The sequence below is a fragment of the Caenibius sp. WL genome (assembly GCF_019803445.1).
Taxonomy (GTDB): Bacteria; Pseudomonadota; Alphaproteobacteria; order Sphingomonadales; family Sphingomonadaceae; genus Caenibius.
Map to the genome: position 1 here is coordinate 236,682 of NZ_CP081844.1, position 22,305 is coordinate 258,986.

Here is a 22,305-nt window from a genome sequence, read left to right on the forward strand (position 1 = left end):
CACGACACGATCGCCCAAAGAAAAAGGGGCGCAGCCCGCGCCCCTTTCCCCAGTCCTGACAGGCCGGATCAGATCGCGGTCTGGCCGCCGTCGATCGTCAGGATCGTGCCGGTGGCATTGACCGCCGCATCCGATGCGAGGAACGCGATCGCCGCCGCCATTTCGGAGGGATCGGAACCCTTCTGCGTCAACGGCGAGAGGCGGCTCATCAGTTCGAGATCGACATCCGGCCCGAAATTGCCACCATCCTTGGTCATCGGGGTCAGCACATGGCCGGGGCAGATCGCGTTCACGCGCACGCCGCGCCGCGAATATTCCGCCGCCATCGATTTGGTCAGCCCGACAACGCCGGATTTGGACGCGCTGTAGGCCGCGCCATAAGGGATACCCACGAGGCCCGCCGTCGAAGCGACATTGACGATGCAGCCGCCGGTTTCCAGCAGGTGCGGAATGGCGCGCTTGCTGATGAAGAACGGCCCGTTGAGATTGACTGACAGGACTTTCAGCCACAGTTCGTCAGGAAACTGTTCGGTCGGCCCGTTGCCGAGCACGCCCGCGATGTTGCACACCACATCCAGCTTGCCCAACGCTTTCACGCTCTCATCGATAAGGCGGGTGCAGCTATCCGGGTCCGAGGTATCGCAGGCCACGGGCACGACTTTGCCCTTGGCCCCGCCGGCCAGCTTCTGTGCCGCGGCGTTCAGACCCTGTTCGTTGAGATCGGCGATCACGATATCCGCGCCCGAACGGGAAAACAGCTCTGCCGTGGCATAGCCGATGCCCGATGCGCCGCCCGTGATCAAAACGGCCTTACCAGTAAAATCCATCCACAATTCCCATCTTCTTGGTTGTTATCCGCGCGGGTGACCGGCACCCCGCAACCCGTTCCGGCATATCCTATCAGCCCGGCATGTAAAGCTGCACGGCCTTTCCGCCGTCCACCGGCAAAGCGGCGCCGGTGATATAGCTGGCCGCGTTCGACAACATGAAAACGATCGCTTCGGCCAGTTCCTCCGGCTCCCCGCCACGCCCCATCGGGATGGCATCGGCCGTGCGTTCCGCCATGTCCGGGGCGCGGCTGGCGAATTCCTCCGTCGCCGCCGTCTGCACCTGCCCGGGAATGATGGCGTTGACGCGAATGGCATCGCGCGCACCCTCCATCGCGGCGGCGGCGGTGAAATGGATCAGCGCCGCCTTGGACGCGGAATAGCTGGCCATGTTGGCCGCGGCGCGAATGCCGCAGGTGGAGGAGATGTTGACGATGGCCCCGCGCTGGCGATCATGCAGCGGCTGCCCGGCCATCACTTTCATCGCGGCCTTGGTGCCGACGAACACCGCATCGGCGTTGACGGCGAAATCCTTGCGCCAGTGATCCAGCTTGAGCTGGGCGATCGGCGCATAGTGCACCGACATCGCATTGTTCACCATCATGTCCAACCGGCCGTATTTCGCCGCCACATCCTCCACCAGCGCGATGAAGGCATCGGTGTCCGACACGTCGAGCTGGCGCGCTTCCACTTCGCCGACAGCGGCGATTTCCGCGCGGGCGCTTTCCAGCTTTTCGGGGCGGCGGGCGCAGATCACCACCCGCGCGCCGCGCCGGGCGAGCAATTTGGCGGTGGCGAGACCGATCCCGTCGCTCCCCCCGGTGACAATGGCAACCTGCCCGACAAGATCCTGAGACACGCTTTCCCCTCTTCCTGACCAAAAGCCCGCCTCTTGCAAGGCGTGGCCTGACAATCCGGCACCCGTTTTCAGCACCAGAAGTATTGGACTACAGTCCACGAATAGCGGCAAGATTGTCGTTCCGCCATGGAAAATGTCAGCCCCATGGCGCGCGGCTGTGCTAGACACGCCGCCCCGGCACACGAAGGAGAGCGCTGCCATGCCTATCACCCGCATCATCGACAAACGCGCCCGCGATCTGGGCGGCGGCTTCATCGTCGGGCGCGTATTGCCTTTCCATGCCCGGCGCATGGTCGGCCCGTTCATCTTCTTCGATCATCTGGGGCCGCTCGATCTGGCGCCCGGAATCCCGCGCGAACTCGATGTCCGCCCCCACCCGCATATCGGGCTGTCCACCGTGACCTACCTCTATTCCGGCGCAATCACCCACCGGGACAGCCTCGGCTTCCATCAGGATATCCGCCCCGGCGAAGTCAACTGGATGACGGCGGGCAGCGGCATCACGCACAGCGAACGGCTGGAATACGCGCGCGCAAACGGGGCTCATATGCACGGTATCCAGGCATGGGTCGCGCTGCCCGAAGCCGACGAGGAAAGCACCCCCACTTTCCATCATCACGAAGGCGCGGATCTGCCCGAATGGGATGAAGACGGGGTCAGGGGCCGCCTGATCGCCGGCGCGGCGGATGGGATGAAAGCCGCCGTGCGCACGCATTCCCCGCTGTTCTATCAACATTGGGAAATGGCGGCGGGCGCGCGCCGCAGCATCACCAACGCTTTTCCCGAACGCGCGGTCTATTGCGCCGTGGGCGAGATCGAACTGGCCGGAACCGTGCTGCGCGAAGGGCAGATGGCGGTGCTCGACGGGGGCGGTGCGGTGGATATCGTGGCCCGCCGGCCTTCCACGATCATGGTTCTGGGCGGCGAACCGATCGGGGAGCGGTTCCTGCTGTGGAACTTCGTCTCCTCCTCCCAGGAACGGCTGGAGCAGGCGGCGGAAGACTGGCGTCAGGGGCGGATGACGCTGCCGGTGGGCGACGATCAGGAATATATCCCCTTCCCCGAAAAACAGGCCTGACGCTGCCCGCAAGAGTGCCGCAACGGCAGAAGGAGAACACGGCATGGCCGAAATCACGATCACCAAGGAAGACGGGGCCGAAAGCGGCGGCAGCGCACGCCGCGGTCGCTATGTCGCCCGTGTCGCGGGCCACGATGGCGAGGCGGAACTGACTTACACCCATCGCGGGCCCGGCCTGATCAGCGCCGACCACACCGGCGCGCCCGACAGTCTCAAAGGCACCGGAGCCGCCGCCGCATTGGTGGATTACCTGATCGCCGATGCGCGCGGCAACGGCTTCCGGATCATCCCGCTGTGCCCCTATGTCCGCGCCCGGTATGAAAAACACCCCGACTGGCGCGATGTCATGACTGTCGGCCCCGGCGAGAAACCGCGCATCGCCGGCCACTGACCGGAAGCCCTCGGCGGCGGCGCTTGGTTATCCCTCCGCCTCACCCGCTGCCTGTTCCAGCCCGAAAGCGGCGGCAAGCCGGGTGTAGGAACGGTTGCGGTCCTCGGGGTTGGCGATCATGCTCTGGACGATCAGTTCGTCGGCCCCGCTTTGGGCGATCATTTCCGCGCACGTCGCCCGCACCGCTTCGGGGCTGCCCGCCACGAAGCGCGGCCAGCGGGTGCCGACGATGGCGGTGGGCTCGGCGCGTTCGGTTTCGCCCAGTTCCTGCTCCGCCTCCGCAATCGTGGGAACGAAGGACTTGAATTTCCCCTGCCGCAGGCGGTTGTAATAGCCTTTCACCGACAGCACCAGCCGCGCGGCTTCCTCCGCCGTCTCGCCGACGCTGGCATTGATGCCCAGCATCGCGCGCGGGTGGCCGGGGCCGAACGGCGTGGGCACGAATTGGGCGCGATATGTGCGCAGCGCCGCCGCCGCGCCCTGCGGATTGATGAACCCCGCGAAAGTGTAGCCGATCCCCAGGCGCGCGGCGATATAGGCGCTGCTTTCGCCCGACCCCAGCAGCCATATGTCCGGGGTGGAGGCGACTGTGGGAATCAGCGGATTGCCGGCGAACGGATGGCCATCGGGAAAGGCGTGATGCAGCCAGGCCACGGTTTCGGGCACTTGCGCGGCGTGATCGTCCACCGGGCGCGCCTGCCGGTCGCGGCGCAGCGCCATGTCGATCACCGGCCCCGCCGTCGCCCGGCCCAGCCCCAGATCGATACGGCCGGGAAACATCGCTTCCAGCTGCTTGAACATCTCGGCCACTTTGAACGGGCTGTAGTGGTTCAGCAGCACCGCCCCCGATCCCAGCCGGATGCGCCGCGTGGCCATGCCCGCCGCCGCGATCAGCAGCTCGGGATGATGGGATGCCTGTGCCGGGGCCATGTGATGTTCGGCAAACCATATCCGGTGATAGCCCAGCCGGTCGGCCAGCCGGGCCGTGTCCAGCGATTGGGCCAGCGCATCGGTCGCCGTTTCGCCGGGCTGGATGGTCGCAAGATCGACGATCGAAAGCTTCATCGAGGTCTGCCTGTTTCCCGCGCGCTTATTGGGGCCCATTCCCGTCGCTGCGGGCGTAGATATCCTGGTAACGGATGATATCGTCTTCCCCGAGATAGGTGCCCGTCTGCACTTCGATCAGCACGACGGGCAGCTTGCCGGGGTTTTCCAGCCGGTGAACCGCGCCGACGGGGATATAGACCGACTGGTTTTCCGTCACCAGCCGAACGGTTTCGTCGATCGTCACCCGCGCGGTGCCTTCCACCACGATCCAGTGTTCGGCGCGGTGATGGTGGCTTTGCAGGCTGAGCGAGGCGCCGGGGCGGACCACGATCCGCTTCACCTGGAAACGTTCCCCCGCGACCAGCCGTTCGAACCAGCCCCACGGCCGGTGATCCAGCGGGAAGGTCTCCGCCTGCGGGATATCCTGCGCCTTGAGCCGCTCCACCGCCAGTTTCACATCCTGCGCGCGGCTCTTGTCGGCGATCAGCACCGCATCGGGCATCGCCACCGCCACCAGATTGTCGAGCCCGATGCCCACCAGTTGCAGGCCCGGCGCTTCCGAACGCATCAGCGTGTCCCGGCAATCGATCGCCGTCACCGCCCCTTGGGCCACCACCCCCGCGCCATCGGGCTGCCCGTCGCGCCAGACGGCTTCCCAGCCGCCGAGATCGGACCACACCCCGCCATACGGCACCACGGCGAGATTGGCGGCCTTTTCCATGACCGCATAATCGATGGAAATATCGCGCAGGCCGGCCCACGGTTCCGCCGCGAGCCGGGTGAAGCTGAGATCGGTTTCCGCCCCGGCCAAGGCCGCCTGCACCCCTGTGAGAATATCGGGCGCATGGGCGGCGAAAGCCTGCACCAGCGTCTCGGCCGAAAAGAGGAAAATGCCCGCGTTCCACAGATGCCGCCCATCCGCCAGCATCGCGGCGGCGGCGGCGCTGTCGGGCTTTTCGACGAAGCGTTGCAGCTTTTGCGGCACCGGGGAAAAGTCCGCATCGGCCGCTTCGCTCAGTTGGAGCCAGCCATACCCCGTTTCCGCCCGGTCCGGCCGGATACCGAATGTGACCAATTGCCCATCGCGCGCCGCGCGTTCGCCCGCCAGCACCGCATCGCGGAACCGCGCATCATCGGGAATGACGTGATCCGAGGGCATCACCAGCATCAGCGCGTTCGGATCGCGCGCGTGGAGGACCAGCGCCGCCGCCAGCACGGCCGGGGCGGTGTTGCGGGCGGACGGTTCGATCAGGATCGCCGAAGGCGCGATTTCGATCGCGGCCAGTTGCTCGGTCACCACGAAGCGGAAATCCGCCCCGGTGACGATCATCGGCGCGGCAAAGCCGCTGCCGGACACACGGCCCGCCGTGGCCTGGAACAGGCTGCTGTCTCCGGTCAGTTCGGTGAACTGCTTGGGATAGCTCTTGCGTGACAGGGGCCACAAGCGGGTGCCCGATCCGCCGCAGAGTAGAACAGGCGTAATCATCCAATCATTCTCCATAGGGCGGACAGGCGCGGCCCGGCGGAACGGCCCGATGCCATCAGGCCAGTTCCCCACGCAGCAGATCCAGCCCGGTGGCCAGCAGCGACCCCGCCATATCGGCGGATGGCGCCTCCGCATAGATGCGCAGTTCAGGCGCATTGCCCGAAGGGCGCAAATGCACGATGCGCCCGCGATCGAGATGCAGCCGCACGCCATCCGTCGTGTCGGCCCGGTCCAGCCGCGCATCGAACGCCGCCAGGAAGGCATCGCGCGCGGCGGCCTCCCCTTGCAAGCGGGCGATCAGGGCCAGCGCACGGGCGGGCGCGATATCCTGCAACCGGTCGGATGCGGTGAACCGGGGCGGCTGGGCCGCCACCAGCGCCGCCAGCCCCGCACCGCCCGCCTGCACCAGCGGCGCGATCAGGGGCAGCAGGCTGTCCCGCGTCATCAGGGCATCCAGCGTGCCGCCGGGCGTCATCGCATCGAAACCGAGCAGGAACCCGCCGTTCGCCTCGTATCCCGCGATCCGGGGCGGCGCGGCGCCGCCCGCGTCCCGTGCGTCCTCCATCGCGGCGATCACGAAGGGCGAACCGATCCGGGTGCGGATCACTTGCGCGAAACGGCCCGATGCCTCGACCCCGGTGTTCGACGAAACCGGCGTGACGACGATCTGCGCCCCCAATGCCGCGGCGGTGATCTGGCCCAGGATATCGCCGGGGATTATCCGCCCCGTCTCGTCCGTCATCAATGGCCGGTCGCCGTCGCCATCGGTCGAAACGATGGCGTCGAGCCCGCCATCGGCCGCCCATCCGCGCAACAGCGCGCGCGTTTGTTCCGAAACGGCTTCGGTATCGACCGGGACAAACTGGGCGGACCTGCCGAATTCGACCGTTTCGGCGCCCAATCCGGCCAAAATCCCGGCCAGCAGATCGCGCGCGACCGAACTGTGGGCATAGATTCCGATCCGGCGGCCGGAAAGCGCGGCAGGGCCCCAGGCCCTGTGATACCGCTCGCGATAGGGCGTGCCGGCATCATGGGTTGCGATCGTTCCCGATGGCCCCCGGCTGGCTGCCACCCCGCCCGAAAGCGCGCCGAGAATCGCGGCTTCGCCCGCTTTGGTCAGTTCCCCTTGCGGAGTGTAGAATTTGAGCCCGTTGCGATCCGCGGGAATATGGCTGCCTGTCACCATGATTGCCGCCGCCCCGGCGCGCATCGCGGCAAGCGCGAGGGCCGGTGTCGGCACCGCACCGCAATCGGTCACCGAAACGCCGCGCTCCGCGGCGGCGGACGCCACGATCCGGGCCAACGCGGGCGACGATTCCCTGAGATCGCGGCCGATGAAGATGCCGTTCCCGATCGGGCAGACGGCGATGAACGCGTGGACATGGGCGGATACCAGATCCGGTGTCATCTCCGCGACCAGACCGCGCAACCCGCTTGTGCCGAAACTTGGTGCCATGCCGCACTCTAGCTAGCCCGGCCTCTCTTTAGAATAGGTTATGACAGCGTCCGCTTAACCATCGCTGGGCATCGGGCGTCACAGCCCGCCCAGCGCGTTGATGGTGAATGCCAGAATGCCCATGTTGAACAGAAACGCGGCCAGCGACTGGCCCAGCACCACGCGGCGGATATGCCCGGCGGTGATCGCCACGTCGGAAGTCTGGAATGTCATCCCCAGCGTGAAGCTGAAATAGAGGAAATCCCAGTAATCTGGGACGTTGGCATGGGGAATGTCGAGCCCGCCGCGATCCCCGCCGCCGTGGGGCAGATAGTAGAGATGGGCATAGTGCAACGCATAGACGGTGTTGCCGAACAGCCATGTCAGCCCCAGCGTCGCCACGATCAGGCCGATGCTTGTGGGCGGCAAGGTCTGCCTGTCCGCGATCAGCGTGCCGATGGCGAACAGGATGACGGTGGACAGCAGGACCGTGATCGCCAGCAGCGCGGCCCGGTTGGCGTCGTTGGCCCGGGCCGTGGCGCGCATCGTGGCCGTGTCGTGCCGCAGGATCGGGATCACCCCGGCGAAGAACACCAGCGCCGCCACATCGAAAGCGACCAGCAGCACGATCCGCCGGTCATCCAGGCTCAACCCCGCGACCATTGCCGCCAGCACGAACGCCGCCGCGAACAGGAGGAAGATCGGCGGGGCGATACGGCGGCCGAGCAGGGCCCGCATGCGGCCCGTCACGCGGGCCATTCCCTGTTGGCGCTTTTGCTTCGTTCCATCAGCGGTTGCCCCCTTCCGCTTTACGTCAGCCCCAGCATGGCCGGTGTTTCCAGCAGTTGCCTGATCGCGGCGACGAACTGCGCCGCCACCTGGCCATCGATGATCCGGTGATCGCAACTGATCGAAAGGTTCATCATCTTGCGCGGTTCGGCCGCGCCGTCGATCCACCGGCAGCGCTCGATGATCCGGTGCGGGGCGAGAATGGCGACTTCGGGCCGGTTGATGATCGGGGTCGCCGCGATCCCGCCCAGCTTGCCCAGCGAAGTGACGGTGATCGTCGATCCCGCCAGTTCGTCGCGGGTGATCGTGCCCGATCGCGCCCGCGCCGCCAGATCGGCGATGGCCCGGCCGATCTGCCAGATATCCAGCCGGTCTGCGTCGCGCAGCACCGGCACCATCAGCCCCTTGTCCGTCTGCGTCGCGATGCCCGCATGCACAGCTCCGAACTGCGTGATCATATCCCGCCGGTCATCGAAATGCGCGTTGAGTTGCGGGACATCCTCCAGCGCGCGGCACATCGCGAAAACCAGCAGGGGCAGCGGATGGAGCTGTTCATCCCGCCCGCGCCCCGCATTGAGCGTTTCGCGCAGCAGTTCCAGCTCGGTCACATCCAGTTCCTCCACATAGGTGAAGTGCGGGATATGCCGGGCGGCTTCTTCCATGCGGCGGGCGATCTGGCGGCGCAGGCCGGTCAGCGGAATCGCGGTGCCGCCCGCCGCGCCGCTGGCCCCGCCCGTGCGCGGGCCCCGCTGGGCCAGGAGATAGCGGTCGAGATCTTCGTGGCGCACCCTGTCCGCGCTGGTGGGCACGGCGGCAAGATCGATGCCCAGATCGGCGGCCCGGCGTCTGACGGCGGGCGCGGCCAAGACCGGATGGCCCGCTGCGCGCGGCGTTGCCGGGGCCGCCGGTTCCGGCGCAGCGGCAGAGGACATTTCCGGCGCAGCAACGGCCAGCCCACTGCCGGCGGCGGAATCGGCCGGGGCCGCCACGCTTTCGCCCGGTGCAACCTCGCCTGCGGTTTCCATCACGAACAGGACAGCGCCGATAGGCAGCATCGCCCCGGCCTGCGCCCCGCGTTCGACGATCCGGCCATCGGCCGGCGCCTCGATCTCGACTGTGGCCTTGTCGGTCATCACCGAGGCGACGACTTGCCCTTCGGCCACCGCCTCACCGACAGCGGCGTGCCATTCGACCACTTCCGCTTCGGCGATCCCTTCGCCGATATCGGGCAGTTTGAATTCGAGCCGCGCCATCGCCTCAATCCCGCATCAACCGGTCCAGCGCCTCTCCGATACGGATCGGGCCGGGGAAATAGGACCATTCGAGCGAATGGGGATAAGGCGTATCGAAGCCGGTGACCCGCTCGATCGGCGCTTCCAGATGATAGAAGCACCGTTCCTGCACCAACGCGGACAGTTCGGCGCCGAACCCGCTGGTCCGGGTGGCTTCATGCACGATCAGGCAGCGCCCGGTCTTGCGCACGGAGGCCTCGATGGTTTCGATGTCGAGCGGGACCAGCGTGCGCAGGTCGATCAGTTCGCCATCCACGCCGTGTTCCGCCATCACCTGCCGCGCCACGTGGACCATGGTGCCATAGGCCAGCACGGTAAGATCGCCCCCTTCCTCCACCACCCGCGCCTGCCCCAGGGGGATGCGATAGTATCCTTCATCCACTTCCGCGTCGGGATGGTTGGCCCAGCTCTTGGCGGGCCGGTCGTAATACCCGTCGAACGGGCCGTTATAACAGCGCTTGGGCTCCATGAAGATCACCGGGTCGTTGTCTTCCATCGCGGCGATCAGCAGCCCCTTGGCATCGCGGGGGTTCGAAGGAACCACCGTCTTGATCCCGCTGATATGGGTGAACAGGCTTTCGGGCGACTGGCTGTGCGTCTGCCCGCCGAATATCCCGCCGCCGAACGGCACTCGGATCGTGATCGGGCAGGTGAAATCCGCCGCCGAGCGATAGCGGATACGCGCCGCCTCGCTGATGATCTGATCCAGCCCCGGATAGATGTAATCGGCAAACTGGATTTCCGGCACCGGCCGCAGGCCATAGGCCGCCATGCCGATGGACGCACCGATGATCCCGCATTCCGAAATCGGCGTGTCGAAGCAGCGCTCTTTGCCGAACTTTTCCTGCAAGCCCGCCGTCACCCGGAAAACCCCGCCGAAATAGCCGACATCCTCGCCCAGCACGACCACGCTCCCGTCGCGCGCCATCATCACGTCCAGCGCGCTGTTGATCGCCTGTATCATGCTCATTCGGGCCATTTGATTTTCCTTTCCCGAATGGCCTGGGCGCACTGTTCCCTGAGATGCCACGGCATGTCCTCGTACACGTCCTGGAACATCGTCTGATCGGGCTGATGCAGACCATGGCCGAGAATGCCGTTCTTCTCCGCTTCCTTCTGCGCCGCCTGCACTTCCTGCGCCACTTCCAGATCCATCGCGGCGTGCCGTTCCATATCCCAGATACCGCGCGCGATGCAGTGGCGTTTCAGCCGGGTGATCGGATCGCCCAGCGGCCATTCCTGCCGTTCCTGCGCGCTGCGATAGACGGAGGGATCGTCCGACGTGCTGTGCGCTTCGGCGCGATAGGTGAACAGTTCGATCAGGGTCGGGCCGAGATTGAGCCGCGCCCGGTTCGCCGCCCACTGCGTCGCCGCATAGACCGCCAGGATATCGTTCCCGTCCACCCGCAATCCGGGAATGCCGTATCCGATGGCGCGGGCGGCAAAGGTGGTCCGCTCGCTCCCGGCGAAGCCGGAATAGCTGGAAATCGCGTACTGGTTGTTCACCACGTTGAAAATGCACGGCGCGTTGTACACCGCGCCGAACGTCAGCCCGTTGTGGAAATCGCCTTCCGAAGTCGACCCTTCGCCGCACCACACCGCGGCGATCCGGCTGTCGCCTTTCGATGCGCTGGCCATCGCCCAGCCCACCGCTTGCGGATACTGGGTCGTCAGATTGCCCGACAGCGTGAAGAAGCCATAATCGCGCGCCGAATACATCACCGGCAACTGGCGGCCGAACAGCGGATCGAGCCGGTTCGAATAGATCTGGTTGATCATCTGCAGCAGCGGATACTGCCGCGCGAACAGGATGCCCTGCTGGCGATAGCTGGGAAAGCACATGTCTTCCCGATCGAGCGCGAAAGCCGCGCCGATGGCCACCGCTTCCTCACCCGTGGCTTTCATGTAGAAGCTGGTCTTGCCCTGCCGCTGCGCGCGGAACATCCGGTCGTCGAACGCGCGCTGCAACGCCATTGTGCGCAGCATGCGCAGCAGATGCGCATCGTCCAGACGCGGCGCCCAGCTTCCCACCGCCTGATTCCCGTCATCGAGCACCCGCACCAGCCCGTAGGCAAGCCCATGCAGATCCGCCGCTGGGGCCGTCTCGTCCGGGCGGGGGATCATGTCGGGTGGGGGCACATCGAGATAGCTGTAATCGACCGCATCGCCCGGACGGAAAGGCGGTTCGGGCACATGCAGCGTCAAACCCGGCCGATTGCGGCCGCCGCCCGTCTCGATCTCGCGCTCGTCGCTCATGGCACACCGCCCTTCCGCCACTGCTTCATAACGCAAACGGCTGAAAGAGGGAAAATTTCCTGCCGCGCGGCTTCGGACCGGGGTGGCGAACACAGGATACCCGCACGCGCCACCGTTGCCGCCGCGCAACAGATTCCCGCCCTCCGGCGATAGCGCGCACGGCCATCGTTCGTTAAGGCGCTATCGTTGCTACAACAGCGGCATGATATTCTGCCCGAACCGCACGGCCGCGCCCCGGCCCGCCACCCGCCGCGCCTGACTAAGGAACCTGCTGTGTCCCGTCTCCTGCTCGCGGAAGATGATCCGGTGCTCGGCCAGGCGATCAAGCGCGCGCTGGGGCTGGAAGGCCACACCATCGATCTGGTGACGCGGGGCGACGACGTGCTGGCGGCGGTGAGCGTGCAGGATTATTCGGTCATCCTGCTCGATCTCGGCCTGCCGCAGATGGCCGGGCTCGACGCCTTGCGCCAGCTCCGCGCCGAAGGGCATTCCACGCCGGTCATCATCATCACCGCGCTCGACCGGACGAAGCATCGCGTGGCCGGGCTCGATGCCGGGGCGGACGACTATGTGGTGAAACCTCTCGATATCGAGGAACTGGCCGCGCGCATCCGGGCGCAGGTGCGGCGCAAGGACAAGCTCGCCAGCAATCTCATCACGGTGGGCGAAGTGACGCTCGACCTGTCGGGCAATGTGGTCAGCAAGCAGGACATGCCGGTGAGCCTGACACCGAAGGAACTCAAAGTCGTCACGCTGCTGATGCGCCGGTCCGGGCGGTTCGTCAGCAAATCCGATCTGGAAACCGCGCTCTACGATCAGGAACAATGGGTGGAAAGCAACACGGTCGAAGTGGCGATTTCGGCGCTGCGGCGCAAGCTGGGCCGCGATTTCATCGTCACCGCCCGCGGGCTCGGCTACATGGTCGGGGCGCGCACCGCGTGAAACGGCGCTCTCTCGCCGCCGCGCTCTATCGCCGGATTCTCCTCCTGCTGGCGATTGCCGGGCTCGCCATGGCCGGAATCCTCTATGTCGTGGCGGTGCGCGAAGTGCGCCTGGCGGCCGATCACCAGCTTATCAACGCATCCCGCATGCTGTTCGTCCTGATGCGCGAGGAACTGGACGAGGAACGCCGCGAACCGGACAGCAGCACACCGCCCGACACCACGCCCCCGCTGCTCAGCGCGGAAGACCGGGAAGCGTTCCGCACCAATCCCGATTGGGGCATGTTCGTGGTGTTCCGCCGGGGCGTTCCGATCGCGCAATCGCAGGACCATGGCGAAACGCGGCTCATCCCGATGCGCGCGGGTTTCCAGAATTTCGAGGCGGGCGGCACATCCTGGCGCAGCTATGGGCTGCCGGTGCCCGAATACGATGTGCTGGTCGTCGTGGCCGAACGCAGCGCCGCGCACGATCTCGCGTTCATGCCCATCGCGCGCAGGCTGGCGCTGCCGCTGGTGGTGCTGGTGATCGGCAGCGCCGGGCTGCTGTGGCTGGCGCTGCGCCGCAGCCTGTCGGAAATCCGCCGCCTGGGGGCCGATCTGCGGGCGCGGGGCTTTGCCGATCTCGCGCCGCTCAAGCGCGAGGAATGGCCGGACGACCTCGCCCCGGTGGTGCTGTCGCTGAACCGGCTGTTCGCGCGCCTCGACCATGCGTTCGAACTCGAACAGGCGTTTACCGACGATGTCGCGCACCAGCTCCGCACGCCGCTGGCCGCCATTCGCGTGCAGGCGCAGCTTCTGCGCAAGATGGCGGCGCCGGACCTGCGCCCCGAAGCCGAACAGCTCATGGCGGCGGTGGATCGGGCGAACGATCTGGTCAGCGGCATGCTGACGCTGGCCCGGCTGGATGCCACCGCGATCGAGCGCGTGCCCACCGATGTCTGCGCGCTGGTGGCCGATCTGGTGGCCGAACAGGTGCTGCAACTGCCCGCGCAGTCCGTGGCCTTTTCGGTTTCCCCCGATGGCCCGGTGGTGTTCGAGACCGATCCGGCGCTGCTCAAGATCATCCTCTCCGCGCTGATCGAGAACGCGGTGCGCCATGCCGGCGGCGGCGGGCAGATCGCCATCGCCATCACCGATCACGGCACCGATCTGCACATCGCGGTGGCCGACCGGGGGCCGGGCATCCCGCCGGAAGATCGCGAACGGTTGCTGCGCCGGTTCGAACGCGGATCGCCCCATGCGCCGGGCAGCGGGCTGGGCCTGTCCATCGCCGCGCGGGCGGCCACGATCCTGGGCGGGGCGATGGGGCTGGACGGGCGCGGCGATGGGCCCGGTCTGGTGGCGGCAGTCAGGATTCCGGCAAAAGCCTGAACCGTCATCAGCTTGGCATCAGCTTCGCGTAGTACAGCCCCGTTTCCGACGAGTGAGAATGGTGCCCGCGCCGTGGCCGATGCGCATCGGCGCGAGCGCGTGGCAGCATTTCGGCGTCGGCCATGCGCAGGGCCCCATGCGCGGGTTTTCGCGCAGGTTCCAGGCGGGCCCGGCGCCATGGCGCACCGGATAGCCGGCGCCCGGAACCGTATTTGCAGGACCGCGACGCAGCGGCGGCACAGCACGACAGGAACAGCAGCCGCAACGATGACCACCGAAACCACCATCAGCTTTCCCGATTTCGCCACCGGCCCCTGGCGCGGTGAAGAGGCCGCCCCGCAGCCCGATCCCGCCCCCGCCCCGCCGCGCGTGGCCCCGCGGCCGCTGCGGGTGGCGCTGTTTTCGGGCAATTACAACTGCATCCGCGATGGCGCCAACCAGGCGCTCAACCGCCTGGTCGCGTTTCTGCTGCAAAAGCCGCAGGTCGACGTGCGCATCTATTCCCCCACTGTGCGCAGCCCCGCTTTCCCCCCGGTCGGCACATTGGTCTCGGTGCCTTCGCTGCCGATTCCGGGGCGGGGCGAATATCGCGTGGCGCTCGGCCTGCTGCCCTCGGTGCGCAGGGATCTGGCGCATTTCCGGCCCGATATCATCCACCTTTCGGCGCCCGATCTGCTCGGCCGCATGGCGCAGAAATACGCCCGCAGGCGCGGCATACCGGTGATCGCCAGCCTCCACACCCGCTTCGAAACCTATTTCGACTACTACGGGCTCGGCTTTCTGAAACACACGATCGAGCGCTATCTCGACCGGTTCTACCGCGATTGCCAGCATGTGCTGGTGCCCAACCGGGCGATTGCGGGCGAATTCGCGGAACGGGGAATGCGCCGGTCGGTGGGCATCTGGGGGCGCGGGGTGGACCGGGACATTTTCACCCCGGCCCGCCGGGATGCGCACTGGCGCGCCTCGCTCGGCTATCGCCCGGATGAAACCGTGGTGCTGTTCTTCGGCCGGCTGGTGCGGGAAAAGGGCACCGGGATGTTCTGCCGGGTGATCGAGGAAGCGCAGGCCCGGGGCCATGCCCTGCGCCCGCTGATCGTGGGCGACGGCCCCGAACGCAAAGCGATGGAACAACGCCTGCCGCAGGCCCGGTTCACCGGGCATCTGGCCGGGGCCGATCTCGGCCGGGCGGTGGCCAGCGCGGATATCTTCCTCAACCCCAGCCTGACGGAGGCGTTCGGCAATGTCACGCTGGAAGCGATGGCGGCGGGCGTGCCGATCGTTTCGGCGGCGGCGGCGAGCGCGCAGGCGCTGGTGGACGATGGCCGTTCCGCCCTGCTCGTCCCGCCCACCGATCCGCGGGCCTATGCCGATGCGCTGGAACGGCTGATCGCCGACCGCGCCCTGCGCCAGCGCCTGGCCCAGGCGGCGCAGGCCGACGCGCAGGCGCACAGTTGGGAAGCGACGCTGGAACCGGTGTTCGCGCTCTATCAGGCCTGCCTGCAACCGGCCGCGACACCGCTCCCCGCCGCCCGCCCCGGCGGACAGGCCCCCGCACCGCTGCGCTCGCTCAATTCGGCGCGGCAGTAAGCGGCCTTCGGCGCGTCGGGCCTAGGGTCGCTCGCAAGGCACGAAAGTGTAATCGCGGACTATCTTTTCTCTGGCAGGCAGTCGCGATTGAGCGAAACAAGCTGGACTGGCGAAACGCCTTCCCGCTGCATTTTCGTTCTTATAGGGGACGAGACGGATACGGTGCAGTTAGGGGTTAAGTAAACTGTCACCGTAATTCCAACCTAAAATCGACATCAAGCCGCCTTGCTCAACTCGAACAGCCTGTCATTGCTTTCGCCCGGGTATCGGCTTTCCACCCTACGGATCGCACCATTGGACAGACATTCTGCCAGCGCAGCTTCTACGGCATCTCGCGCTTGGTATGCTGGATATCGCTCGGGATATTGCTCAGCATAGAGCCACAAGCGCCACGCGTCGAAGCCCACTTCATGCTGGTTCGCAAAATCAAAATCGACGTCATGATCCGCATATTCAACCGCACAGCCAACACCGTGCATCTGATATTCGACGCCACCGGGGAGTTCACCTTGTTGAGGAATCGCTCCCTCCCGCCACGCTCGGATTAAGTCTCTGCGACCAAATTTCTGATCAAAAAGGTCAAGACATTCCTCAACCGCTGTCAGGTAGTCCGTTATGAGATTCAACATCAACGTCACCACTTTCTACCGGGCTTGTTAAGACGGTTTGACCCCGCTGTTTGCGCCGATTGGATCACTTCTTCAATCGATTGCCAACCGCCCGAACCCATCGGGAAGGCCTCCGGACCAACAACCTCCACATTGACAGGCGTATTCGTCATTCTCGCAGCAGCAGTTCTATGATGACCATCAACGATGATCATGCGTCCATCGCTTTGAATTACGCGAATTGGGTCACCAATGTAACCATCGACGCGCATACTGTCGGCTATTTTTCCGACCCGCTTGATTGAACTGCTGCCGCCAATCGAATGCCCTCTGACGAGAGTGCTCGCATCGACGCCTTCGATGATCCGAGGAGCAGCACTTTCTGCAGCAGCTATTCCACGCAAGCCTCCAGCAGGCCCTGTAGCAAGCAACTCAATCGCAAGGCCTCTTGCCCCATTCAGTTGAGAATGTGTCGGTGTCCGCTGCAAGAAGGGTGTGGAGGCGTTCTGCCGAGCAATATAGGCCTGCGTTCCCAGAGTGGAATTATCCGGGTACAGGTAATCGACACCACCTCTGATAAAGCCAGAAAGTGCCGCTCCAGCTTTCAAGATATCGCGGCTTCCCAAAACATTCAGGGGAAGATCTACCGCCATGTTGTTCTTGAACCCGTACTGCGCGCTTCTCCAAGCATGCCCAAGGAAGTTATCCGGCGCAGCGGCGGACAGCGCGAACCCATGAGAAATGTTCGTGCCCATCTTCAGCGACTGGATAAGCGGGGTATCGTAGGATTGGATGCCTCCGACATAGACCGAAGGGGGGGAGTAGCTCAGCGCTTTCCAGGCCGAGACCTCGTTATAAACGGTATCACCCGCCAAGCTCCGGTAATATTGGTACTGGCCACCGTTCATGGCCCACAGCATGTCGCGCTGATGCGGATCGGCATTGACGATGATCGGGGCATCGATCGCCATGGGCGCGTAAGATGCCGCGCCCGAGCCCGAGGCGGCGATATGCGCCGCATGTTGGCCCACCGACACCCCGCTGCGCGCAACCGGGCTGGCGGCAATCGCATCGTTCAACGCCATGATATTGGCGACCGCTGCCGAACCATCGAGTTGCCGCGTGATTTCGGCGGTCACTCCGGGATCGATGCGGATGCCGCCGCCCATGCTGCCGCCACTGCCGCCGCCAATTGCCCCTGTCAGGGCCCGGCCCAGTGTCTGGCCGATAGCATCCGGGAGCGCCTGCGCCAGATTGGCGCCAAAGCTGGACCCTTCGATGGCGGAGCGTGTCGCCGCACTGCCTATGGCCGAGGCCGTGGTGGAGGCGAAGTCGTTGCCGAATCGCGTGCCCAGGAAGCCGATATTCGGCAGGCCACGCGCAACGGCCCCGCCAACGCCCGCTCCGACCGCGGCGGCGGCCACACCGGCAAAGTCGAACTTGGACTGCAATCCAGTGGCGACCCCGATGCCCTGAGTGACTATACTTCCCAGCGCCCCACGGGCTATATCACCAAGACCAGGCACATCGATACCGGCATTAACGCCTGCCGAAATAGCCGACATGGCGACACCCTTCCAGCTGGGAATTACGGTGACAGTTTACTTAACCCCTAAATATCTTTCGGTTTTGGCCCACGTTTTTTCGGCCTGAGAGTCAGGCCAGTTCGCGTTTCCATATCTTCCAGCCATTCGGGCGATCCAACGGGTCGGCCGATGCTTTCCGCCTTGCGCAAGGCGGCATAGGTGAAGGCTTCATCGAACGCCTCATCCAGAAAGGTGGTGAAATCGCCCGTGCGCTCCAGCACGGGCGCGACTGTGACCACGTTATCGTCACAAGCGCCGCATAGGGCTCGGCTGCTCGACCATCGCCAATCGGCAGCCCGGTTCACGAGCCGGGCCCGCACCGGATTGAGCGCGACATAGCGAAAGGCCGCCATCAGATGCGCCTCGTCCATCGCGACCGAACTGAATCGCCCCTGCCAGAGGTGGCCGGTGGTGCGCATGCGGGCATTGATATAGCCCGTGTAGCGCCGATGCAGATCGCCGAACGTCCGCCGCAAGCCGTCCTCGTCCTGCGGCACCAGGACGACGTGAACGTGATTGGGCATCAGGCAATAGGACCAGATTTCGGTGTGCGCCCGCTTCGCGGCATCGGCGAGCAAGTCGAGATACAGCGCGTAATCCCCGTCTTCGAAGAAGGTTCTCTCACGCCGATTGCCGCGCTGCGTCACATGGTGCGGAATACCGGGCAGAACAAAGCGCGGAAGACGAGCCATAATCCGCGTTTATGAGAGTTTAGGGGTTAAGTAAACTGTCACCGTAATTGAGTAAACTGTCACCGTAATTGCGTAATTGCGTAATTGCGTAATTGTAATTCTATCTTTATCTTGGCTTCGCAAAATCGGCCCGAAGCTTCAGCAAACGATCCGCAAATCTCTCGACACCTTCCCGGTCTCCTGGCATCCCGATCTGTTCGGTTTCAAGCCACCAAAGGTAATCGACTATTTCATCGCGATGCTTATCCCCTACCACCAGATTGTAGATCGATGGAGCGTAAGTATCGTATTCGCCGTGAGCTTCGGGCACATGACCTACACCAATTGGGTCCCACTCACTCCAAAGAGCCTCACGAATAATACGCTGCCTTTCAGCCACAAGGTCGGAGGTCTGCATCACGGTTTCCATTTATGATCATTATTGTGGCTCTGACTGGTATTTCTCACGATATTGATTCAGGCTAAGATCATTAGCTCCTCCTGAATAATCAGGATTATCGCGCTGCACTGGATCATCTTCCCATCCGCAGACATCACATATCTCATATACTCCGATTTCAGCCAGAACCTTGGATGCACAACAGGGGCATGGGAAAAGAGATTCATTGGAATTTTCGATCATTGTTTGCTCCAATAGTCGGGGCCATTCCTGGGCTTGAACATTGTCCTTGGTGCACCGTCCGGAGCCTGTACGCCGAACGTGTTTGTATTCGGGTTATAGAAAATTCGATCACCATTTGGACGGGTCTTTGTCAATGTTCCCACCGGAGGGGTGTCGAAGAATCTCTTAGCTCCCTCCACATATTGTTTTGAGTTAACAAATTCCGGAAACTCGCTGCCGTGCTTTTGCCAATGCCCGAATGCGTTTTCCACCGAGGATTTCTTGGCTGTCTGCGACCAGATTGGCGTGCTCTTTGCAGCCCTTCCGATAGCCCCCAAGGCCTTGCCAACAGGCACAATGCCGCCAACCGCGAGATAATCACGAAGACCACCGTTGCCGGTGAGAATGTTATAGCCGCCCGCTGCGATATCAAACGGAGCCAGGCCCGCCCGGAGAAGTTCAGTGTCGAACTCGGCAAGGGCGGTTTGCGACCGCTCCATCACAGCCGTGTTCTCGACCCACTTGGCCGCCGTCATATTTTGATCGGTGAATTCCAAATGGCCAAAGCTTGTCATTCCGCGGTTCCAGTGGTCGCCGGTTCCGATGACAGCATCGCTGATCCCGCCATACCCGCCACCACTCAACGCCACATTCTTCACCAATTCTCCAAGCCGCGAGGCGCTTGCAGATGCCTGTTCAAGCGTTGGCCCGAACCCCTCCATCAACATCACGCGCGCGCGCTGGATATCTCCGCCCGCCGCAGTCAGCATGACCTGAGCATCCAACCGCGATTGCAGATCGATAGTGATGTCATTGATACCCAGACCGCTTCCGACGGAATAACCACTTTCGCCGTTAATCGGCTGATCGGCTCCGGCATCGCCTATCGCAGCGATCCGGCCATGCCCGTCCCCTGCGATAGCTCCAGCCAGAGCATTCCCAACGGTGTTCCCGATGGCATCGGGAAGCGCGCGCATAAGGTTATTGCCGAAGCTTTCGCCATTGATCGCGCTGCGTGTAGCGGCGTTGGCAATGGCGTTCGCCGTTCCGGTAAGTGTGTGACCCGCAATATTGCTGAATGACAGGTCGGCACCTCCACCATTCAACGGTTGCAGGTTCAGCTTGCTGCCGAGCGTGTGCCTGAGCCCGGCACCCACTCCCGCCGCCGCGACGCCAGCGAAATCGAACTTGCTCTGCAAGCCTGTCGCGACCGCGATTCCTTGCGTGGCGGCACTGCCTGCCAGCCCGCGAAGCCCGGCCTGCAACGCACCGTTCTTGATGCCCCCGAACAGGCCGCTGGAACCGATGCCTCCGCTGACACCGCCGGAGAGGGCCGACAGGGCAACGCCCTTGAAGCTGAACTTATCCTGCAACCCGGTCGCCAGCCCGACCATCTGGGAAGCAACCGATCCAGCGGCAGCGGCAAGCCCGCCACCGACAATCGCGGCACCGGTGCTACCCAAAGCTGCGGTCAAGCCGGTTGCTGCCGTCCCCGTAGTCAGGTTTGCCGCAACGCCGATGAGTTCTGGCGCCACGATTGCCGTCACCGCAATCGCCACCACCGAGAGCAGGATAGCCCCCAGCCCGCCGCAGCCCTTGGCCTTCTTCGGCGGGGCGGCCATGGTCGGCGAAAGGTCGCCGATGGCCTCCGCCGGGTTGTAGGGGTTCGGCGAACACGATCGTGGTCGTGCCGCCATGCACATCGCTGGACGCCACCAGGCGGCCGAGCCCGTCATAGACGAACGTTTCGGCCTGCTCGCCATCCCTGTGGCGGGAAAGCAGCTGGCCCGACTGGTCATAGGTGTAGAAAATCCGGCTGACGCCTTCGGCGCTCGACACCCCGCCCGTGCTGGTCGCGGTGCCATAGCGGGCTTCCTGCGTCAGATTGCCACGCGCATCATACGTGTATTCGACGATTTGCAAGCTGCTCAGATCGGGCAGGCTGTCGCGCAACGCCACGATATCGGCATAGACGATCGCCGCCGCCGTGATCGGGTAGGTATATTCGGGATAAACGCGCTTGTGCGTCAGTCGCCCGGCCGCATCGTAAAGGTATTCCGTCATCTGCCCGGCGGCATTCACCGCATAGGACAGATGCCCTTCCGCATCGTAGGCGTATTGGGTGTAGTGGGCCGCGCTCGCCCCCGACTTGTCCGAACCATAGGCCAGTTCCGTAATCAGCCGGTTGGCGCTGTCGTACGTGCGTTCCGTCACATTGCCGTTGGCATCGGTGACTTTCGTCACATTGCCGTTGGCATCGTGTTCGTAAGCCGTGACTTTGCCGCGCGGATCGGTCACGCTGATGAGATTGCCCGCCGTATCGTATGCGAACTGCGTGAGTTGCGGCGTCGCCCCGGCAGTCGCGGGCGGCGCTGTGATCGCGGTCAATTGCCCGGCCGCGTCATAGGTCAACCGGGTCACCTGCCCATCGGGCCCGGTCACTTCGGTATAGCCCGTGGCATAGGCAAGGCTCGTCACGCGCGTCACGCCCGTGGCGACAGCCTGTGTCAGCGTCTGCACGCGCCCTTGCGCATCATAGGCGATCGTCAGCAACGAACCGTCGCTCTGCGCGATCGAGGCGATGCGGTTGCTCGCCCCATCATAAGTATATGTGACGACATAGGTCTTGCCGTCGACCACGCTGTTGTCTTCCGGCGAAAGGTCGGTGGTGACCGAAGAAAGCCGGTCCGCCGCATCATAGGCATAGAGCGTGCGTGTCAGGGTCTTGGCGCTCGATGTCGCCAGGTCGGTGTAGCCTGTTTCGATGGCAGTGATATGGCTGCCCGACCAGATATAGCGGGTCCATGCTCCATCGGCCGTGGTCACCGTATCCAACTTGTCGCCGGTGTAGCTCCAGGTCAGGCTGTTGCCGTCCACGTCGCTTGCCGAAACGATCCGCCAGCTGTCCGCGCCATGGGCGGCATAGTTTTCGGTGGCCTGCGTATCGCCATCGCGCCAGGTCCACACCCCGCCGGCGAAAGTCAGCGTGTCGAACGCACCGCTGCCCGCGCTGGTGACATAGGCGCTGCGCCCCGCATCCCAACTGTAGACGATCACCGAACCATCCGCGCCCAGCCGGCTGATCGTGCTGCCCGCCGTGTTCGCCGTGCCCGTCAGGCCGAAGACCTGCCGCGTCGTGCTCTGCTGCCAGTTGTCCGCGTTGTCGCCGTCGCCCGCATCGGCAAGGCTGTTGTACGTGCGCGAAATGCCGATGTCCGGGCCCTGCCCGATCAGGAATTCGTCCTGCCGGGACACCACCAGATTGCCCGTCGCCGCGTTGACCGAAACGCCTTCGCCGCCCCGGCCCAGAAGGCCGCTGCCCAATTGCCCCGCGCCGCCCAGCACATTGCCCGAACCCCGAACAAGACCAGCACCCAGACCCGTAAATATCGCTACCATCTGCCCCTCGCATCCATCGCGATCAAAGGAGGGCCAAACACCCTCCAAGCAGACAGT

General features: G+C 64.5%; 21 protein-coding genes. 5 read left to right on the forward strand and 16 right to left on the reverse strand.

All coding sequences use genetic code 11. The annotated features are described in order from the left end of the window. Nucleotides 1–68 precede the first annotated feature (68 nt). Nucleotides 69–827, reverse strand: a complete 759-nt coding sequence (locus K5X80_RS01210; protein ID WP_222559062.1) for an SDR family NAD(P)-dependent oxidoreductase — start codon at nucleotides 825–827, stop codon at nucleotides 69–71. Nucleotides 828–900: 73 nt separating this feature from the next. Beyond that, entirely contained in the window at nucleotides 901–1,686 is a 786-nt protein-coding gene (locus K5X80_RS01215) for an SDR family NAD(P)-dependent oxidoreductase (protein WP_222559063.1), read from the reverse strand. 199 nt (nucleotides 1,687–1,885) lie between these two features. Between K5X80_RS01215 and K5X80_RS01220 the strand changes: the two genes are divergently transcribed. Beyond that, entirely contained in the window at nucleotides 1,886–2,764 is an 879-nt protein-coding gene (locus K5X80_RS01220; RefSeq protein WP_222559064.1) for a pirin family protein, read from the forward strand. A gap of 43 nt (nucleotides 2,765–2,807) precedes the next feature. After that, a complete protein-coding gene (locus K5X80_RS01225) occupies nucleotides 2,808–3,155 on the forward strand; it encodes a GNAT family N-acetyltransferase (protein ID WP_222559065.1) in 348 nt (115 codons plus the stop codon). A 27-nt stretch (nucleotides 3,156–3,182) separates the two neighbouring features. Here the strand turns inward: K5X80_RS01225 and K5X80_RS01230 are convergent, their stop codons facing one another. The 7 genes from K5X80_RS01230 to K5X80_RS01260 all read right to left on the reverse strand — a co-directional run bounded on the left by K5X80_RS01230 (nucleotide 3,183) and on the right by K5X80_RS01260 (nucleotide 11,460). After that, the gene (locus K5X80_RS01230) at nucleotides 3,183–4,220 is read right to left on the reverse strand and encodes an LLM class flavin-dependent oxidoreductase (RefSeq protein WP_222559066.1); all 1,038 of its coding nucleotides are present in this window, start codon (nucleotides 4,218–4,220) and stop codon (nucleotides 3,183–3,185) included. A 25-nt stretch (nucleotides 4,221–4,245) separates the two neighbouring features. Further along, nucleotides 4,246–5,688, reverse strand: a complete 1,443-nt coding sequence (locus K5X80_RS01235; protein WP_222559067.1) for a mannose-1-phosphate guanylyltransferase/mannose-6-phosphate isomerase — start codon at nucleotides 5,686–5,688, stop codon at nucleotides 4,246–4,248. 55 nt (nucleotides 5,689–5,743) lie between these two features. After that, on the reverse strand, nucleotides 5,744–7,096 hold the full coding sequence (locus tag K5X80_RS01240; RefSeq protein WP_283249203.1) for a phosphohexomutase domain-containing protein: 1,353 nt from the start codon (nucleotides 7,094–7,096) through the stop codon (nucleotides 5,744–5,746). Nucleotides 7,097–7,222: 126 nt separating this feature from the next. Then, the gene (locus tag K5X80_RS01245; protein ID WP_222559069.1) at nucleotides 7,223–7,873 is read right to left on the reverse strand and encodes a DUF1345 domain-containing protein; all 651 of its coding nucleotides are present in this window, start codon (nucleotides 7,871–7,873) and stop codon (nucleotides 7,223–7,225) included. A 59-nt stretch (nucleotides 7,874–7,932) separates the two neighbouring features. After that, nucleotides 7,933–9,165 carry a dihydrolipoamide acetyltransferase family protein gene (locus K5X80_RS01250; protein WP_222559070.1) on the reverse strand — a complete coding sequence of 411 codons (1,233 nt, stop codon included), beginning with the start codon at nucleotides 9,163–9,165 and terminating at the stop codon, nucleotides 7,933–7,935. 4 nt (nucleotides 9,166–9,169) lie between these two features. Next, complete coding sequence (locus tag K5X80_RS01255) at nucleotides 9,170–10,174, reverse strand: alpha-ketoacid dehydrogenase subunit beta (protein ID WP_283249256.1); 1,005 nt, start codon at nucleotides 10,172–10,174, stop codon at nucleotides 9,170–9,172. Continuing rightward, complete coding sequence (locus tag K5X80_RS01260) at nucleotides 10,171–11,460, reverse strand: thiamine pyrophosphate-dependent enzyme (protein ID WP_222559072.1); 1,290 nt, start codon at nucleotides 11,458–11,460, stop codon at nucleotides 10,171–10,173. The genes K5X80_RS01255 and K5X80_RS01260 overlap by 4 nt, the downstream gene beginning before the upstream one ends. A gap of 273 nt (nucleotides 11,461–11,733) precedes the next feature. Here K5X80_RS01260 and K5X80_RS01265 point away from each other — a divergent pair, with 273 nt between their 5' ends. The 3 genes from K5X80_RS01265 to K5X80_RS01275 all read left to right on the forward strand — a co-directional run bounded on the left by K5X80_RS01265 (nucleotide 11,734) and on the right by K5X80_RS01275 (nucleotide 15,362). Next, nucleotides 11,734–12,402: a response regulator transcription factor gene (locus tag K5X80_RS01265; RefSeq protein WP_222559073.1), complete on the forward strand. Its 669-nt coding sequence runs from the start codon at nucleotides 11,734–11,736 to the stop codon at nucleotides 12,400–12,402. Then, nucleotides 12,399–13,772 carry a sensor histidine kinase gene (locus K5X80_RS01270; RefSeq protein ID WP_222559074.1) on the forward strand — a complete coding sequence of 458 codons (1,374 nt, stop codon included), beginning with the start codon at nucleotides 12,399–12,401 and terminating at the stop codon, nucleotides 13,770–13,772. Before K5X80_RS01265 ends, K5X80_RS01270 begins: the two co-directional genes overlap by 4 nt. A gap of 267 nt (nucleotides 13,773–14,039) precedes the next feature. After that, nucleotides 14,040–15,362, forward strand: coding sequence for a glycosyltransferase family 4 protein (locus tag K5X80_RS01275; RefSeq protein ID WP_222559075.1), 1,323 nt, complete (start codon nucleotides 14,040–14,042; stop codon nucleotides 15,360–15,362). Nucleotides 15,363–15,577: 215 nt separating this feature from the next. On the opposite strand, the gene K5X80_RS01280 is transcribed toward K5X80_RS01275, so the two are convergent. The 7 genes from K5X80_RS01280 to K5X80_RS01310 all read right to left on the reverse strand — a co-directional run bounded on the left by K5X80_RS01280 (nucleotide 15,578) and on the right by K5X80_RS01310 (nucleotide 22,248). Beyond that, complete coding sequence (locus K5X80_RS01280) at nucleotides 15,578–15,991, reverse strand: DUF6896 domain-containing protein (RefSeq protein ID WP_222559076.1); 414 nt, start codon at nucleotides 15,989–15,991, stop codon at nucleotides 15,578–15,580. Between the two features lie 5 nt (nucleotides 15,992–15,996). Continuing rightward, nucleotides 15,997–17,535 (reverse strand): ParB/RepB/Spo0J family partition protein, encoded by a 1,539-nt coding sequence (locus K5X80_RS01285; RefSeq protein WP_222559077.1) that lies wholly within the window; start codon nucleotides 17,533–17,535, stop codon nucleotides 15,997–15,999. A 47-nt stretch (nucleotides 17,536–17,582) separates the two neighbouring features. Then, entirely contained in the window at nucleotides 17,583–18,248 is a 666-nt protein-coding gene (locus K5X80_RS01290) for a transposase (protein WP_222559078.1), read from the reverse strand. 106 nt (nucleotides 18,249–18,354) lie between these two features. Next, nucleotides 18,355–18,657 carry a hypothetical protein gene (locus K5X80_RS01295; RefSeq protein WP_222559079.1) on the reverse strand — a complete coding sequence of 101 codons (303 nt, stop codon included), beginning with the start codon at nucleotides 18,655–18,657 and terminating at the stop codon, nucleotides 18,355–18,357. Nucleotides 18,658–18,666: 9 nt separating this feature from the next. Continuing rightward, complete coding sequence (locus tag K5X80_RS01300; RefSeq protein ID WP_222559080.1) at nucleotides 18,667–18,870, reverse strand: CPCC family cysteine-rich protein; 204 nt, start codon at nucleotides 18,868–18,870, stop codon at nucleotides 18,667–18,669. Next, nucleotides 18,867–20,312, reverse strand: coding sequence for a hypothetical protein (locus K5X80_RS01305; protein WP_222559081.1), 1,446 nt, complete (start codon nucleotides 20,310–20,312; stop codon nucleotides 18,867–18,869). The genes K5X80_RS01300 and K5X80_RS01305 overlap by 4 nt, the downstream gene beginning before the upstream one ends. Further along, a complete protein-coding gene (locus tag K5X80_RS01310) occupies nucleotides 20,305–22,248 on the reverse strand; it encodes an RHS repeat domain-containing protein (RefSeq protein WP_222559082.1) in 1,944 nt (647 codons plus the stop codon). The genes K5X80_RS01305 and K5X80_RS01310 overlap by 8 nt, the downstream gene beginning before the upstream one ends. Between the last annotated feature and the right edge of the window lie 57 nt (nucleotides 22,249–22,305).

Bases quoted from the DNA above. Each gene is read 5' to 3' on its own strand.
- K5X80_RS01235 (WP_222559067.1), bottom strand. From the start codon at position 5,688: ATGATTACGCCTGTTCTACTCTGCGGCGGATCGGGCACCCGCTTGTGG.
- K5X80_RS01230 (WP_222559066.1), bottom strand. From the start codon at position 4,220: ATGAAGCTTTCGATCGTCGATCTTGCGACCATCCAGCCCGGCGAAACG.
- K5X80_RS01275 (WP_222559075.1), top strand. From the start codon at position 14,040: ATGACCACCGAAACCACCATCAGCTTTCCCGATTTCGCCACCGGCCCC.
- K5X80_RS01255 (WP_283249256.1), bottom strand. From the start codon at position 10,174: ATGAGCATGATACAGGCGATCAACAGCGCGCTGGACGTGATGATGGCG.
- K5X80_RS01295 (WP_222559079.1), bottom strand. From the start codon at position 18,657: ATGGAAACCGTGATGCAGACCTCCGACCTTGTGGCTGAAAGGCAGCGT.
- K5X80_RS01310 (WP_222559082.1), bottom strand. From the start codon at position 22,248: ATGGTAGCGATATTTACGGGTCTGGGTGCTGGTCTTGTTCGGGGTTCG.
- K5X80_RS01285 (WP_222559077.1), bottom strand. From the start codon at position 17,535: ATGTCGGCTATTTCGGCAGGCGTTAATGCCGGTATCGATGTGCCTGGT.
- K5X80_RS01250 (WP_222559070.1), bottom strand. From the start codon at position 9,165: ATGGCGCGGCTCGAATTCAAACTGCCCGATATCGGCGAAGGGATCGCC.
- K5X80_RS01225 (WP_222559065.1), top strand. From the start codon at position 2,808: ATGGCCGAAATCACGATCACCAAGGAAGACGGGGCCGAAAGCGGCGGC.
- K5X80_RS01300 (WP_222559080.1), bottom strand. From the start codon at position 18,870: ATGATCGAAAATTCCAATGAATCTCTTTTCCCATGCCCCTGTTGTGCA.
- K5X80_RS01290 (WP_222559078.1), bottom strand. From the start codon at position 18,248: ATGGCTCGTCTTCCGCGCTTTGTTCTGCCCGGTATTCCGCACCATGTG.
- K5X80_RS01240 (WP_283249203.1), bottom strand. From the start codon at position 7,096: ATGACACCGGATCTGGTATCCGCCCATGTCCACGCGTTCATCGCCGTC.
- K5X80_RS01280 (WP_222559076.1), bottom strand. From the start codon at position 15,991: ATGTTGAATCTCATAACGGACTACCTGACAGCGGTTGAGGAATGTCTT.
- K5X80_RS01260 (WP_222559072.1), bottom strand. From the start codon at position 11,460: ATGAGCGACGAGCGCGAGATCGAGACGGGCGGCGGCCGCAATCGGCCG.
- K5X80_RS01210 (WP_222559062.1), bottom strand. From the start codon at position 827: ATGGATTTTACTGGTAAGGCCGTTTTGATCACGGGCGGCGCATCGGGC.
- K5X80_RS01220 (WP_222559064.1), top strand. From the start codon at position 1,886: ATGCCTATCACCCGCATCATCGACAAACGCGCCCGCGATCTGGGCGGC.